Source organism: Mesorhizobium sp. CNPSo 4661, from assembly GCF_057784215.1.
In genome coordinates this window covers 1-14,147 of record NZ_JBWGIO010000025.1, presented here as the reverse complement: position 1 = coordinate 14,147, position 14,147 = coordinate 1, and the positions used below count along the sequence as shown (strand labels likewise).

Here is a 14,147-nt window from a genome sequence, read left to right as displayed (position 1 = left end):
CGGAAAACCGCTGCGCACTTTTCCTGGAATTGCTTACACACCGAGCGACTTCAGCTTGCGATGCAAGGCGGAGCGCTCCATGCCGATGAACTCGGCCGTCTTCGAGATGTTGCCGCCGAAGCGGTTGATCTGGGCGATCAGATAGTCCTTCTCGAATTGCTCGCGGGCCTCGCGCAGCGGCAGCGCCATGATGTGCTGGTCCGACTGGTTGGGTGTGCGTGGCATCACGTCGCCGATCTCGGAGGGCAGAAGATCGGCGGTGATCGGCGCATCTGCCTCTTCGCCGCGCGCCAGGATCATCAATCGCTCGACATTGTTGCGCAACTGGCGAACGTTGCCCGGCCAGTTGTGCGCCTGCAGCACGGCTAAAGCATCGTCGCCGATGCGGCGCGGCTTGATGCCGGCCTGGCGCGCGATCTGCTTCATGAAGTTGTCGACGAGGTAGGGAATGTCCTCGCGGCGCTCGGCGAGCCCCGGCACCATGACCGGAACCACCGCCAGGCGATGGTAAAGGTCCTCGCGGAACCGGCCGTCGGCGATCATCGCCTCGAGATTCTGCGAGGTCGAAGAGATGATGCGGACATCGACCTTGACGCGCTTGGTGCCGCCTACCCGCTCGAATTGCTGCTCGACCAGCACGCGCAGGATCTTGTTCTGCGTTTCGCGCGGCATATCGGCGACTTCGTCGATGTAGAGGATGCCGCGATGCGCCTCTTCCAGCGCGCCGACCTTGCGTTCGGTGCCGTTCGATTCGGTGCCGAACAGCTCGATCTCCATGCGCTCAGGCGTGATGGTGGCCGCGCTCAGCGTGACGAACGGGCCTGCCTTGCGCGACGACAGCGTGTGGATGGCGCGCGCCGTCAGTTCCTTGCCGGAGCCTGAGGGACCGACGATCATGACGCGGCTGTTGGTGGGCGCGACGCGCTCGATGGTCTGCCGCAACTGGCTCATCGCCGACGACATGCCGATCAGATCGAAGGTCTCGCCGCTGCGCTGCTTGAGGTCGGAAACCTCGCGCCGCAGCTTGGAGGTTTCCAGCGCGCGCTCGGCAACCAGGATGAGGCGATCGGCCTTGAACGGCTTCTCGATGAAGTCGTAAGCGCCGCGCCGGATGGCCGACACCGCCGTCTCGATGTTGCCGTGGCCGGAAATCATCACCACCGGCATGTTCGGATGCATGGTCTTGATTTCGTCGAGGAGCGCCAGTCCGTCGAGGCGCGAGCCCTGCAGCCAGATGTCGAGGAAAATCAATCGCGGCGCGCGATCGGCGATTGCCGCAAGCGCGCTGTCGGCGTCATGCGCCGTGCGGGCTTCATGACCCTCGTCGCTCAGGATACCGGCGACAAGTTCGCGGATGTCTTCCTCGTCATCGACGATGAGAATGTCAGACGCCATTACCGACCTTTTCAGTTTCTCGTTCGTGTTCGCTTCGACCTTCACCGCGTGGCGGCGCGGCTACGATCGTTGCCGGGGGCAGGATGATCGAGATCATCGCGCCCCGGCCACCATGGAAATCCGCTGGCGCGTCATGCAATTCGAGACGGCCGCCATGGTCCTCCACGATCTTCTTGACGATAGCGAGGCCAAGCCCGGTGCCCTTCTCGCGTGTCGTCATATAGGGCTCGAGAAGCCTTTGGCGATTCTCGCGCGGCAGCCCCTTGCCGTTGTCGATAACGTCGATTCGTATGGCGCCATCTTGGCGCCCGGCGTGAATCCGGATTGTGCCGTCCGAACGGTCTTGCGCATCAAGTCCGTCGATCGCCTCGGCGGCGTTCTTGATGACGTTGCCGAAGGCCTGCGCCATCAGGCGGCTGTCGAAAGTGCCTTTCAACGGCTCGCTGCCGAAATCGCGTTCGAAGGCGATGTCGGAGCGGCTGACCTCGACCAGGAAGGACGCCTCGCGCAGCGATTCACGCAGGTCTATCGTCTTCATCTCGGGCTTCGGCATGCGGGCAAAGGCCGAGAATTCGTCGACCATGCGGCCGATGTCCTCGACCTGGCGGATGATGGTGTCGGTGCACTGGTCGAAGACCTCGCGGTCCTCGGTGATGACCTTGCCGTAGCGGCGCCTGATGCGCTCGGCCGAAAGCTGGATCGGCGTCAGCGGGTTCTTGATCTCATGCGCGATGCGCCGCGCTACGTCCGCCCAGGCCGACGAACGCTGCGCCTGGACGAGATCGGTGATGTCGTCGACGGTGACCACGTAGGATTTCTCTTCCTCGCCGTCGTCGCCGGCCTCGACCGTGACTTGCACATTGAAGGTGCGCTCCAGGCCGGTGCGGAAGAAGGTCACCTGCTCGCGATAGACCGGCTTGCCGGACTGCCGCCCGATCTCGAAGACGCGGCCGACAAGCGGCAGGACCGCCGAAAGGTTCTGGCCGAGCGTTGCGTTTGCCGAAATCGCCAGCATGGTCTCGGCCGAGCGGTTGACGATGGTGATGATGCCGTAGGGGTCGACGCCGATGACACCGGCGGTGACGCCCTCCAGCACCGCCTCGGAGAAGCGACGCCGCTCGTCAATCAGATCCTTGGCCGACACCAGCTCGTTGCGTTGCGATTTGAGCTCGAGGATCATGTTGTTGAAGGTCTCGCCGAGCGAGGCGACGTCGCCATCGGACTGGCGCACGGGAACGGCAACGTCGAGATTGCCGGTCGCCACTTCGTCGGCCGCGCCGATCAGCTGACGGATCGGCCGCACGATCCGGTCGGCGACTGCGATGCCGGTCCAGATCGCCGAGAGCGTGATGATCAGCGTGAGCGACAGATAAGGCAGCGCGAAGGCCACCTGCGAGGTTCGGCGGTTGTCCTCGAGATTGCGGTATTCGTCGGTGTTGGACCTGACGATCTGGCGCGCCTTGATCACGTCGGGATCGACCAGCCGGATGGTATAGAGGTAAAGCCCTTCGATCTCGCGCAGCTTGATGATGGCGCCCATGATGTTGCGGGTGCGCGGTTCTATCAGCACCGGCTTGCCGTCGGCCGCGGTGTCGACAGCACCCGAGGGCGGCTCGGGCATGGGAAAATCGGCGTCGGTCTTGGCGTTCATGACGAACGAGCCGTCCGGCTTGATCAGGGCCGCATGCGCCAGTCCGCGCCCGACGGCTTCCTTGTTCAACAGATCGAGGAAACCGGCTCGGTCGAGACCGTAAAGCGTGCGCGAGGCATCGAGATCGTATGCCATCGACAATGTCGTGCCCTGCAGGTTGCGCGCGTTCTCCTGCACATAGGCGTCGGCAATCGACAGCGACGAGTTGACGATCGTCTTGGTGCGGAGTTCGAACCAGCGGTCGAGGCCGATATCGAGCGTGATCGAGGCGATGATCGCCACCATGATGGCCGGAATGGCGGCAACCAGCGCGAACATCGCGACGATGCGCACATGCAGCCGCGAGGCGGCCCTGCCGTGGCGCCGCGCCAGGACGATGCGGCGCACCTCGCGGGCGATCAAGGCGATGAGGAACAGGACAAAGACGGCATTGGCCGCGATCAAGGCCCACGTCGCGTCCGCGGTCGGCGCGATCGGCGTCGCGCCGACCAGGATCGCGAACGAGATGGCCGCCGTTATCATCGCTCCGGCAATCGCGACCACGCCTGGCAACGCCAGCAACCGTCGCCCTTCACGCGTGCCAGTCTGGTTGAAAAGCGGTTGGTTCAGGGTCGGAGCCTCAGCTGCCATGTCGCGGTACAGAGTCGGTCATCGCGTCGGATGTATGCAACGCATTGTGGCGATTATGCAACAAGTGTGGCCGGGAAGATAATCTTTCCCAGACAAATTCGCCGAAGGACGAGGTGACGCTAGAGCATGATGCCGAAAAGTGTGAAGCGGTTTTCGGACGACATCATGCTCTATCTCTTTGATTTAGAGCCGGATTCAGATTTCAGGTCGATTCGACCTGAAATCATCCGGCTCTAGGGCTGCCTGGCCGATTTGTAGACGTTGACGCCGAGTTCGCGGATCTTCTTGCGCAGCGTGTTGCGGTTGAGCCCCAAAAGCTCCGCCGCCTTGATCTGATTGCCGCGCGTCGCCGTCATCGAAGCCAACACCAGCGGATACTCGACCTCGGCAAGAATACGCTGGTAAAGCCCGGCCGGCGGCAATTCGCCGGCGAAGGAGGCGAAATAACGCTGCAGGAAATGCTCGACCGCCTGGCCGATCGACAGATCGTCGGGGATGAGCGCGCCACCGTCGGGCACGACCGGCCTTTCGCCGGTTTTCAGTTCCGATTCGATGATCTCCGATGAAATCTCGTCTTGCGAATAGAGGGCGGCCAGCCGGCGCACCAGATTTTCAAGCTCGCGCACGTTGCCCGGCCAGGGATAGCGTTTCATGAGCTCGATGCCGCCGGACGATATGCGCTTGGTCTGCAGGCCCTCGCTGGCGCCCTGCTTGAAGAAATGCCGCACCAGGTCGGGAATGTCCTCGGAACGCTCGCGCAGTGCCGGCAACCGCAGCGGCACGACATTGAGGCGGTAGAACAAGTCCTCGCGGAAGAGACCCTGGTTGATCAGCGTGCGCAGGTCCTTGTTGGTGGCCGCGACGATGCGGACGTCGGTCTTGATCGGCGTGCGGCCGCCGACCGTGGTGTATTCGCCCTGCTGCAGCACGCGCAGCAGCCGGGTCTGCGCTTCCATCGGCATGTCGCCGATCTCGTCGAGGAACAGCGTGCCGCCCTCGGCCTGCTCGAAACGGCCGCTGGAGCGGTTCTGGGCGCCCGTGAAGGCGCCCTTCTCATGGCCGAACAGTTCTGATTCGATGAGGTCGCGCGGAATCGCCGCCATGTTGATGGCCACGAACGGACCGCCGCGACGGCGGCCGTATTCGTGCAGCGCGCGCGCCACCAGCTCCTTGCCGGTGCCGGACTCGCCGCTGATCATGACCGTGAGGTCGGTCTGCATCATGCGCGCCAGCATGCGGTAGATGTCCTGCATGGCGGCCGACCGGCCGACCAGCGGCATCGTCTCGGGCTGGTCTTCCGCGCGGGCATCGAGCTTCGGCCGCTTCGGCTCGGCAAGCGCCCGGTTGACGATGTTGAGCAGCTCGGTCAGGTCGAACGGCTTCGGCAGATATTCATAGGCGCCGGTCTCGGAGGCGCGGATGGCGGTCATGAAGGTGTTCTGGGCGCTCATGACGATGACGGGCAGTTCGGGCCGCGCCTTCTTGATGCGCGGCAGCATGTCGAAGGCGTTCTCGTCGGGCATCACCACGTCGGTGATGACGAGGTCGCCCTCGCCCGCCGCCACCCAACGCCACAGCGTCGAGGCATTCGAGGTGACGCGCACCTCGTGGCCAACCCGCGACAGCGCCTGGTTGAGCACGGTGCGGATGGCCGCATCGTCGTCGGCGACCAGAATATTGCCGCGAGCGCTCATGTGCGGTCTCCTTCAGCTTCGTCGCCAACGCCGGGCGCGGCTTCCTTCCAGGCTGGAAGCAGGATGCGAAACGTCGTCCCGCGCGGTGTCGAATCGCATTCGATGATGCCGCCATGCTCGCCGACGATCTTGGCGACCAGCGCCAGGCCAAGTCCGGAGCCGTTCGGCTTGGTGGTGATGAATGGATCGAACAGGATCGGCAGGATGTCTTCGGACACGCCGGGCCCGTTGTCATGCACGCAGAATTCCAGCGGCAGCGAGACCCGGTCCTGCGTTCCAGGCACCGAGACGCGGATGCCGGGGCGGAAGGCCGTCGACAGCATGATCTCGCCCTGCGGGTCGGCGCCGATCGCCTCGGCGGCGTTCTTCACCAGATTGAGGAAGACCTGGATCAGTTGGTCGCGGTTGGCGAAGACCGGAGGCAATGATGGATCATACTCCTCCAAGATCTTGATCCGCCTTGCAAAACCGTTCTTGGCAATCGCCTTCACATGATCGAGCACGACGTGGATGTTGACCGGATAGCGCTCGATCGGCCGCTCATCCGAGAACACCTCCATCCTGTCGACAAGCGAGACGATGCGGTCGGTCTCGTCGGTGATCAGGCGGGTCAGCGCGCGGTCCTCGTCGGAGGCGGAAAGCTCGAGCAGCTGAGCGGCGCCGCGGATGCCGGAGAGCGGGTTCTTGATCTCATGCGCGAGCATCGCGGCAAGGCCGGTGACGGAGCGCGCGGCACCGCGATGCGTCATCTGACGGTCGATCTTGTCGGCCATCGATCGCTCCTGGAACATGACGACGATGGAGCCTGGAAACTCCGGCACCGGCGCGACATAGAGATCGACCATCTTTTCGATACCAAGCCGCGGCGACGACACGTCGACGCGGTATTCGTTGACCGGCGCGCGCCGCTCGCGCACCTGGTCGACCAGCGTCAGCAACGGGCTGCCGAACGGCACCAGCTTGGAGAGCGTGTTGCGGGCGAGCATGGTCGCGCTGGAGCGGAAGAAGTCCTCGGCATCGGCATTGGCGAACGTGATGAAGCCGTCGGGGTCGACCATGATGACCGGGCGGCGAATGGTGTTGAGCACGATATTGGCGGCATCCGCCATACCAGCCGGCTGTGGGACGTCTGCCTTCATGCCGCGCTCCGCAGGCTGGTCGATTGCGCGCGGCCGCCGAGTACGCGGCGCAGCTCGGCGGCGACGTCGCCCGGCTCGAAGGACGTGAGAATGCGCTTGCGCTGTTCGGCGGACGCATCGGGAGCATGGCGGTCGAGATACCAGCCGAGATGCTTTCGCGCCTGGCGCAAGCCGCTTTCGATACCGTAGAGCGAGAGCATGTCTTCGTAATGCGAGATGACGTAGTCGGCGAGCGCCTGCGGCGTTCTCGGAACAGCTTGCGCGCTTGCACCGGCGGCGGCTGTGGCAATGCCGCCGGCGGTCCACGGCGCGCCATAATGCGCACGGCCGATCATCACTGCGTCGGCGCCGGACTGTTCGAGGATTGTCGCCGCCTCTTCGGCCGAGCCGACATCGCCATTGGCCACCACCGGGATCGAGACGGCTTCCTTGACGCGCGCGATGGCGCGCCAGTCGGCCTTGCCCTGATAGAACTGGCAGCGCGTGCGGCCATGCACGGTCACCATCCTGACGCCGGCCTGTTCGGCGCGGCGCGCAAGCATCGGCGCGTTGAGCGCGCTTTCGTCCCAGCCAAGCCGCATCTTGACCGTCACCGGCACCGACACGGCGCCGACCACCGCCTCGATCAGCGAAAGCGCATGGTCGAGGTCGCGCATCAGCGCCGAGCCGGCATAGCCGCCGGTCACCTTCTTCGCGGGGCAGCCCATGTTGATGTCGATGATATCGGCGCCCTCGCCCGCCGCTATGCGCGCGCCCTCGCCCATGTGGACGGCCTCGCGGCCGGCGAGCTGAACCATATGCACCGGCAGGCCGGAATGGCGGATGCGCAGGTCGCAGCCGGCCCTGCCCTTGGCCAGTTCGCCGCTTGCCACCATTTCCGAAACGACCAGCCCCGCGCCATGCGCGTGGGCGCGTTGCCGAAACGGCTCGTCGGTGATGCCAGACATCGGCGCCAGGAAAACGCGATTGCGGATTCTCACGCCGCCGACATCGAGTGGCGATGCCAATGTGGTCAGTTCAGCCATGCACAAAAACCAAGCATGTTCGATCGTTGCACATTCTCTAGCCAGAAGTGTGGCATTGTGCAACGCGCAATGACGTCACATTAAGGCGCATTTTGGAAAAAGCTGGCCTTCGGCCATCACGGCGACTAGAGCATGATGCCGAAAAGTGTGAGCGGTTTTCGGCCGACATCATCTACTTCTTTGATTTAGAGACGGATTCAGATTTCAGGTCGAATCGCCCTGAAATCATCCGGCTCTAGGACCGATCGGAATGAGCGAGGCAAGCGAAAAGCAAGCGGCGTCCCCAAGCGGCGGGATCGGGGTGGTGATCGTCGCCGCCGGCCGTGGCGCGCGCGCCGGGCAGACCGACGGCCCGAAGCAATATCAGCGCATCGGCGGCCGCGCCGTCATTGCGCATACGCTGGATATCTTCCTCTCGCATCCGATGATCGGCCCCGTGGTCGTGGCCATTCATGCCGACGACGCCGAACTCTTCCAACGCGCGGCCGAGGCGCATGGCGATCGTCTTGTCGCCGTGATCGGCGGCCCTTCGCGCCAGGCGTCCGTCCGGCTCGGCCTCCTGGCGCTGAGGGATCAGGCGCCCGCAAAAGTGCTGGTGCATGACGCCGTGCGGCCGTTCGTCGACACCGGGCTGATCGACCGTACTATCGAGGCCATCGGCGAGCGCCAGGGCGCGCTGCCGGCGTTGCCCGTCGCCGATACGCTGAAGCGGGAATCGGCCACCGGCATGATCGACGAGACGGTGTCGCGAGCCGGCCTGCATGCGGCGCAGACGCCACAAGGCTTTCCGTTCTGGCCGCTGCTCGCCGCGCATGAGAAGGCGCATCATCTGGGCAAGACGGAGTTCACCGACGATGCGGCGATCGCTGAATGGGCGCAGATCCCGGTCAAGATCGTTCCCGGATCGCCGGACAACGTCAAACTCACCTGGGCAAGGGACATTGCATTGGCCGACCAGCGGCTTTCCAGTGCGCAGCAGCGCTTCCCGGACATACGCACCGGCAACGGCTACGACGTGCATGCGTTCGAGCCCGGCGACCATGTAACGCTCTGTGGCGTCGCCATTCCCTACGAGCGAAAGCTCTCTGGCCATTCGGATGCCGATGTCGGGCTGCATGCGCTGACCGACGCGCTGCTCGCCACCTGCGGCGCCGGCGATATCGGCACGCATTTCCCGCCCTCAGACCCGCAATGGAAGGGCGCGGCCTCGAAGATCTTCGTCGAGCACGCGGCAAGACTGGTGCGCGAGCGTGGCGGCCGTATCGCCAATGCCGACATCACGCTGATCTGCGAAGCGCCGCGCGTCGGGCCGCATCGCGCGGCGATGACGCAAGCGCTTTCGGCCATGCTCTGCATTGCGCCTGAGCGCATTTCGATCAAGGCGACAACCAACGAGAAGCTGGGCTTTGTCGGGCGCGGCGAAGGCATCGCCGCGATCGCCACCGCCAGCGTCGTCTATCCGGGAGAGGTGCCTGCATGAGCAACGCCGAACTCGCTATCGCTCTGCTCCAGGCCTGCCAGCAGCGCGGCATCATGCTGGCGACGGCCGAAAGCTGCACCGGCGGCCTGATCATCGCCGCGCTGACCGACATCGCCGGCTCCTCCGCCGTGGTCGATCGCGGCTTCATCACCTATTCCAACGAAGCCAAAATGGAGATGCTCGGCGTTTCCGCCGCCACGCTCGACGCGCATGGCGCGGTTTCGCGCGAGACGGTGCTGGAGATGGCAGCCGGCGCGTTGGCACATTCGCAAGCCAGCCTCTCGCTTGCCGTCACCGGCATCGCTGGTCCGAGCGGCGGCTCAGCCGACAAGCCGGTCGGCCTCGTTTGGTTCGGGATCGCGCTTGCCGGTCAGCCGACTGTCGCCGAACAGCAATTGTTCGGCCAAAAGGGCCGTGAATTCATCCGGCACGAAACGGTGCGGCATGCGCTGCAACTCGGGTTGCGGGCGCTGGGCGAGCGTTAGGCCGGTTTTGCCGCGTAGATAACGTCGGCGCGTTTCTCGAAGGCTTCCGAGAACATGCGGAAGGCTCGGTCGAACATCGTGCCCATCACCGCGCCCAGGATGCGGCTCTTGAATTCGTAGTCGATGAAGAAATGCACTTCGCAGCCTTTTTCGGCCGGGTCGAAGCGCCAGATATTGCTGAGATATTTGAACGGGCCGTCGATGTATTTGACGTCGATGGCATGCTCGGCCGGATTGAGCAGCACCTGCGTGGTGAAGGTCTCGCGGATCGCCTTGTAGCCGATGCTCATGTCGGCGACCAGGATGGTGCGGCCGTCACGCTCCTTGCGCGAGCGCACGGCGAGCGATTCACAGAGCGGCAGGAATTGCGGGTAGGCCTCGATGTCCGCCACCAGCGCGAACATCTCTTCCGGCGTATGCGCGACGCGGCGTGTCGCCTCGAATTTCGGCATTGAAAATCAGCTGGCCTTCGCGAGCTGCGCCTCGCGTGCCGCGCGCAGCCTGGCGAAATCCTCGCCGGCATGGTGCGAGGAGCGCGTCAGCGGGCTCGATGCCATCAATAGGAAGCCCTTTGTCTTGCCGATGGTCTCGTAGGACTTGAACTCGTCCGGCGGGATGAACCGGATCACCGGATGGTGCTTCTTCGAAGGCTGCAGATACTGGCCGATGGTCATGAAGTCGACATTGGCCGAACGCAGATCGTCCATCAATTGCAGCACTTCGTTCCGCTCCTCGCCGAGGCCGACCATGATGCCGGATTTGGTGAAGATCGAGGGATCGAGTTCCTTGACCCGTTGCAAAAGCCGGATCGAGTGGAAATAACGCGCTCCCGGACGGACCGTCAGGTAGTTCGACGGTACGGTTTCGAGATTGTGGTTGAAGACGTCGGGCTTGGCCGCGACGACGATCTCCAGCGCGCCGTCCTTGCGCAGGAAGTCGGGCGTCAGGATCTCGATCGTCGTCGAGGGCGTCGCCGCGCGGATGGCGCGGATGACGTCGGCGAAATGCTGCGCGCCGCCGTCAGCCAGATCGTCGCGGTCGACGGAGGTGATGACGACGTGGCTCAGCCCCATCTGCTTGACGGCATGCGCCACGCGCGCCGGTTCGTCGGGGTCGAGCGCGGTCGGGATGCCGGTCGCGACGTTGCAGAAGGCGCAGGCGCGCGTGCAGATCTCGCCCATGATCATGAAGGTGGCGTGCTTCTTGTCCCAGCATTCGCCGATATTCGGGCAGCCGGCCTCCTCGCACACCGTCACCAGCTTGTGCGACTTCACGATCTCGCGCGTTTCGGCATAACCCTTGGAAACCGGCGCCTTGACGCGGATCCAGTCGGGCTTGCGCAGCACCTCCTGGTCGGGCCGGTGCGCCTTCTCGGGATGCCGCGGGCGCGGCCGGCTGGCGATCGTGTCTACGACTGTAACCATCTCAAACCCTTCGCGGCCGCTATTTCGACGGCCGCCTCTTTCGTCATCTAAGACTTTTCGAGGTAAAGAAAAAGGCCGCGGCAGCGCATGCCGCCACGGCCTTTTTCGCATAGCGACATTTGCCGGCGATCAGCGGCGCACCAACCGCCCGACGAAGATCAGCAGGCAGGCGCCGATGAAGCCGGTGATCAGATAGGCTACCCAGCCGACGCCGAAGGGCCCGACATTGAGGGCCTGCAGTATCGCGTTGAGCACGACTGCGCCGACGATGCCCATGATGATGTTCATGACGATGCCGGTATTGCTCTTCATGACCATCTCGGCGAACCAGCCCGCCAGGCCGCCGACGATGATGGCTGTGATCCAGCCGACGCCATTCATATGCATATGCCAATTCCTCCTCGATCAGGTGAAAATGCATCCGGATACGAACTGCCTTGCCGTCAGCTTTCTCCGGCTGCCGCGTGTGAGTCTCGCCCGACCACGTTAGCACGGATTGGCCGTCTATGACCGATTGGCAATCTATCACCGATTGGTGACTTATCATGCGTTCAAAGCGCGGCCATAGGCGTCCAGCACGCTCTCCTTCATCATCTCCGACAGCGTCGGATGCGGGAAGATCGTGTGCATCAGTTCTTCCTCGGTGGTCTCCAGGTTCATCGCCACGACAAAACCCTGGATCAGCTCGGTCACCTCGGCGCCGACCATATGCGCGCCGAGAAGCTGCCCGGTCTTCTTGTCGAAGATGGTCTTGACGAAGCCCTGGTCCTCGCCGAGCGCGATCGCCTTGCCGTTGGCGCTGAATGGGAAGCGGCCAACGCGGATGTCCTTGCCCTCCGCCTTGGCCCTGGCTTCTGTCAGGCCGACGGACGCGACCTGCGGGCTGCAATAGGTGCAGCCGGGGATCTTCAGTTTGTCGATGGCGTGTACGCCCGGGAAATTGGCGATTTTCTCGATGCAGATCACACCTTCGTGCTCGGCCTTGTGGGCAAGCATGGGCGGGCCGGCGACGTCGCCGATGGCGTAGATGCCAGGCACATTGGTCTTGCCGTAGCCGTCGACGACGATGCAGCCGCGGTCCGTCTTCACGCCGAGCGTCTCCAGGCCGAGGCCCTCGATGTTGCCCTGCACGCCGACGGCGGAAATCATGCGGTCGGCGGTGATCTTCTCGACCTTGCCGTCCTTCATCTCGACATGCGCGGTGACTGAATTGGCGCCCTTTTCGACCTTGGTCACCTTGGCTTCGAGGATGATCTTCATGCCCTGCTTCTCGAACTGCTTCTGCGCAAATTTCGAGACCTCGGCGTCCTCGACCGGCATCACCGCCGGCATCAGCTCGACCACGGTCACATCGGCGCCCATGGTGCGGTAGAAGGAGGCGAACTCGATGCCGATGGCACCCGAGCCCATCACCAGCAGCGACTTCGGCATTTCCTTCGGCACCATGGCCTCGAAATAAGTCCAGATCAGCTTGCCGTCCGGCTCGATGCCGGGCAGCGCGCGCGGCCTTGCGCCGGTCGCCAGGATGACGTGCTTGGCGGTATAGGTGCCCTCGCCCTTGACGCCCTTCGGCACCGGCGGCTGCGGTTCCATCGGCTTCTTGGCCGTCTTCGAAACCACGACCTCGCCGGGCTTCGACAGCTTCGCCTCGCCCCAGATGACGTCGACCTTGTTCTTCTTCATCAGGAAGCCGACGCCGGTGTTGAGCCTCAGCGACACCTTTCGCGAACGGTCGACCACGGCTGATGTGTCTGGGCTGACCTTGCCGCCTTCGAGCTTCAGGCCGTAGTCCTTGAGGTGGTCCGAATAATGCATGATCTCGGCCGAGCGCAGCAGCGCCTTGGTCGGGATGCAGCCCCAGTTGAGGCAGATGCCGCCAAGATGCTCGCGCTCGACGATCGCCGTCTTGAAGCCGAGCTGGGCGGAACGCACCGCCGTCACATAGCCGCCGGGGCCTGAGCCGATGATGATGACGTCGTAGGATTCAGCCACGGGGTTTTCTCCCTGATCTTTCTGAAGGTTAGAGTGAGAGCATCACGCGCACGAGCGGCGCAAGCGCCTTACCGATGTTGCGCGTGTTCTCGGCGTCGAGATGGACGCCGTCGAGCGGCGTGGTGACGGCGACCGTGCCTGCGTCGAAGAAGCCGCAGCCGGCCTCGTCGGCAAGTGCTGAATATTGCAGCGCCAGACGCTTGGAGGCGTCGTCGCCGCCGGCGAACATTTCCTTGAACTCGGCATTGTCGGTGCGCGTCACGGCGGGCGGCGCGACGATGAGAATCTGCGGCGCTGGCCAGTCGAACGGGTAGTCGTGGCCGCGCACGATGTCGATCAGGCGCTGGATGCCCTGCTTGGCGGCGACCGGATTGCCGTGAATCCAAGGCTTCATGTCATTGGAGCCGAGCATGAAGACGACGAGATCGAGCGGCGCATGGCTGGTCAGGATCGTCGGCAACACGCAGGCGCCATTTCGATCGGCGCCGGCCAGGTGGTCGTCGAAGGCCGTGGTGCGGCCGTTGAGACCTTCAGCGATGACCTCGACGTCACCTCCAAGCTCAGCCCCGAGCACGCTCGGCCAGCGATCTTCGAGCGCGTGGCGGCCGAGACTGCCGGCGTCATAGCCCCAGGTGAGAGAGTCGCCGTAGCAGAGAATCGTCTTCATGCTTTTGCTACACCCCTGCCGTCACCGGTCGACTAGGCCGCCGGCGCGATCCGCCCGACGGCAAGAACAAGGCGAAAAGGCCGGTGAAGAATTTCCGCACCGCTTTCCCGTCCTAGACCAGCATGCTCATCGGGTTCTCGATCAAGCGCTTGAAGGCGCCGAGCAGTTCCGCGCCGAGCGCGCCGTCGACGGCGCGGTGATCGGTCGAGAGCGTCACCGACATCACGGTGGCGATTTTGATCTCGCCCTTCTTGACCACCGCCCGCTCCTCGCCGGCGCCGACCGCCAGGATCGTCGCATGCGGCGGGTTGATGACGGCGGCAAAGTCCTTGATGCCGAACATGCCGAGATTGGACACCGCCGTCGTGCCGCCCTGATATTCTTCCGGCTTCAGCTTGCGGCTCCTGGCGCGGCTCGCCAGGTCCTTCATCTCGTTGGAGATGACCGACAGCGTCTTTTCATCGGCATGGCGGATGATCGGCGTGATCAGGCCGCCGGGGATCGACACCGCGACGCCGACATCGGCGTGCTTGTGCTTGACCATGGCGCTGTCCGTCCAGGAGGC

The 14,147-nt window shown here is 64.0% G+C and carries 13 protein-coding genes; 2 read left to right on the top strand and 11 right to left on the bottom strand.

Going from position 1 to position 14,147, the window contains the following annotated elements:
- Window positions 1-33: 33 nt before the first annotated feature.
- The 5 genes from ntrX to dusB all read right to left on the bottom strand — a co-directional run bounded on the left by ntrX (window position 34) and on the right by dusB (window position 7,534).
- Window positions 34-1,395 (bottom strand): nitrogen assimilation response regulator NtrX, encoded by a 1,362-nt coding sequence (ntrX, locus tag AC0YKC_RS29195; RefSeq protein ID WP_488513580.1) that lies wholly within the window; start codon window positions 1,393-1,395, stop codon window positions 34-36.
- Window positions 1,385-3,676 carry a sensor histidine kinase NtrY-like gene (locus AC0YKC_RS29190; protein WP_488513579.1) on the bottom strand — a complete coding sequence of 764 codons (2,292 nt, stop codon included), beginning with the start codon at window positions 3,674-3,676 and terminating at the stop codon, window positions 1,385-1,387. Before AC0YKC_RS29190 ends, ntrX begins: the two co-directional genes overlap by 11 nt.
- A 233-nt stretch (window positions 3,677-3,909) precedes the next feature.
- Window positions 3,910-5,370 carry a nitrogen regulation protein NR(I) gene (ntrC, locus tag AC0YKC_RS29185; RefSeq protein ID WP_224509941.1) on the bottom strand — a complete coding sequence of 487 codons (1,461 nt, stop codon included), beginning with the start codon at window positions 5,368-5,370 and terminating at the stop codon, window positions 3,910-3,912.
- Window positions 5,367-6,509 carry a two-component system sensor histidine kinase NtrB gene (locus AC0YKC_RS29180; RefSeq protein ID WP_320295582.1) on the bottom strand — a complete coding sequence of 381 codons (1,143 nt, stop codon included), beginning with the start codon at window positions 6,507-6,509 and terminating at the stop codon, window positions 5,367-5,369. Before AC0YKC_RS29180 ends, ntrC begins: the two co-directional genes overlap by 4 nt.
- Window positions 6,506-7,534, bottom strand: coding sequence for a tRNA dihydrouridine synthase DusB (dusB, locus tag AC0YKC_RS29175; RefSeq protein ID WP_488513578.1), 1,029 nt, complete (start codon window positions 7,532-7,534; stop codon window positions 6,506-6,508). Before dusB ends, AC0YKC_RS29180 begins: the two co-directional genes overlap by 4 nt.
- 250 nt (window positions 7,535-7,784) lie before the next feature.
- Here dusB and AC0YKC_RS29170 point away from each other — a divergent pair, with 250 nt between their 5' ends.
- Together AC0YKC_RS29170 and AC0YKC_RS29165 are read left to right on the top strand one after the other, a co-directional pair.
- Window positions 7,785-9,014, top strand: coding sequence for a bifunctional 2-C-methyl-D-erythritol 4-phosphate cytidylyltransferase/2-C-methyl-D-erythritol 2,4-cyclodiphosphate synthase (locus AC0YKC_RS29170; RefSeq protein ID WP_488513577.1), 1,230 nt, complete (start codon window positions 7,785-7,787; stop codon window positions 9,012-9,014).
- Window positions 9,011-9,499, top strand: coding sequence for a CinA family protein (locus AC0YKC_RS29165; protein ID WP_488513576.1), 489 nt, complete (start codon window positions 9,011-9,013; stop codon window positions 9,497-9,499). The genes AC0YKC_RS29170 and AC0YKC_RS29165 overlap by 4 nt, the downstream gene beginning before the upstream one ends.
- On the opposite strand, the gene AC0YKC_RS29160 is transcribed toward AC0YKC_RS29165, so the two are convergent.
- From AC0YKC_RS29160 to AC0YKC_RS29135, 6 genes are all read right to left on the bottom strand, one after another.
- Window positions 9,496-9,951, bottom strand: coding sequence for a type II toxin-antitoxin system RatA family toxin (locus AC0YKC_RS29160; RefSeq protein WP_488513575.1), 456 nt, complete (start codon window positions 9,949-9,951; stop codon window positions 9,496-9,498). The two genes, AC0YKC_RS29165 and AC0YKC_RS29160, sit on opposite strands and share 4 nt — an antisense overlap.
- Window positions 9,952-9,957: 6 nt before the next feature.
- Window positions 9,958-10,923 (bottom strand): lipoyl synthase, encoded by a 966-nt coding sequence (lipA, locus tag AC0YKC_RS29155; RefSeq protein WP_320295577.1) that lies wholly within the window; start codon window positions 10,921-10,923, stop codon window positions 9,958-9,960.
- A 129-nt stretch (window positions 10,924-11,052) separates the two neighbouring features.
- Complete coding sequence (locus AC0YKC_RS29150) at window positions 11,053-11,310, bottom strand: GlsB/YeaQ/YmgE family stress response membrane protein (protein ID WP_320295576.1); 258 nt, start codon at window positions 11,308-11,310, stop codon at window positions 11,053-11,055.
- Window positions 11,311-11,466: 156 nt separating this feature from the next.
- A complete protein-coding gene (gene lpdA, locus AC0YKC_RS29145) occupies window positions 11,467-12,915 on the bottom strand; it encodes a dihydrolipoyl dehydrogenase (protein ID WP_488513574.1) in 1,449 nt (482 codons plus the stop codon).
- A 28-nt stretch (window positions 12,916-12,943) separates the two neighbouring features.
- Window positions 12,944-13,582 (bottom strand): SGNH/GDSL hydrolase family protein, encoded by a 639-nt coding sequence (locus AC0YKC_RS29140; RefSeq protein WP_488513573.1) that lies wholly within the window; start codon window positions 13,580-13,582, stop codon window positions 12,944-12,946.
- A gap of 112 nt (window positions 13,583-13,694) precedes the next feature.
- A partial coding sequence (locus tag AC0YKC_RS29135) for a 2-oxo acid dehydrogenase subunit E2 (RefSeq protein ID WP_488513572.1) occupies window positions 13,695-14,147 on the bottom strand: 453 nt, incomplete at its 5' end.

What these genes read in the sequence shown, in the direction of transcription:
- dusB (WP_488513578.1), bottom strand. Translation starts at nt 7,534, where the DNA reads ATGGCTGAACTGACCACATTGGCATCGCCACTCGATGTCGGCGGCGTG.
- AC0YKC_RS29165 (WP_488513576.1), top strand. Translation starts at nt 9,011, where the DNA reads ATGAGCAACGCCGAACTCGCTATCGCTCTGCTCCAGGCCTGCCAGCAG.
- AC0YKC_RS29190 (WP_488513579.1), bottom strand. Translation starts at nt 3,676, where the DNA reads ATGGCAGCTGAGGCTCCGACCCTGAACCAACCGCTTTTCAACCAGACT.
- lipA (WP_320295577.1), bottom strand. Translation starts at nt 10,923, where the DNA reads ATGGTTACAGTCGTAGACACGATCGCCAGCCGGCCGCGCCCGCGGCAT.
- AC0YKC_RS29170 (WP_488513577.1), top strand. Translation starts at nt 7,785, where the DNA reads ATGAGCGAGGCAAGCGAAAAGCAAGCGGCGTCCCCAAGCGGCGGGATC.
- ntrC (WP_224509941.1), bottom strand. Translation starts at nt 5,370, where the DNA reads ATGAGCGCTCGCGGCAATATTCTGGTCGCCGACGACGATGCGGCCATC.
- ntrX (WP_488513580.1), bottom strand. Translation starts at nt 1,395, where the DNA reads ATGGCGTCTGACATTCTCATCGTCGATGACGAGGAAGACATCCGCGAA.
- AC0YKC_RS29150 (WP_320295576.1), bottom strand. Translation starts at nt 11,310, where the DNA reads ATGCATATGAATGGCGTCGGCTGGATCACAGCCATCATCGTCGGCGGC.
- AC0YKC_RS29140 (WP_488513573.1), bottom strand. Translation starts at nt 13,582, where the DNA reads ATGAAGACGATTCTCTGCTACGGCGACTCTCTCACCTGGGGCTATGAC.
- AC0YKC_RS29160 (WP_488513575.1), bottom strand. Translation starts at nt 9,951, where the DNA reads ATGCCGAAATTCGAGGCGACACGCCGCGTCGCGCATACGCCGGAAGAG.
- AC0YKC_RS29180 (WP_320295582.1), bottom strand. Translation starts at nt 6,509, where the DNA reads ATGAAGGCAGACGTCCCACAGCCGGCTGGTATGGCGGATGCCGCCAAT.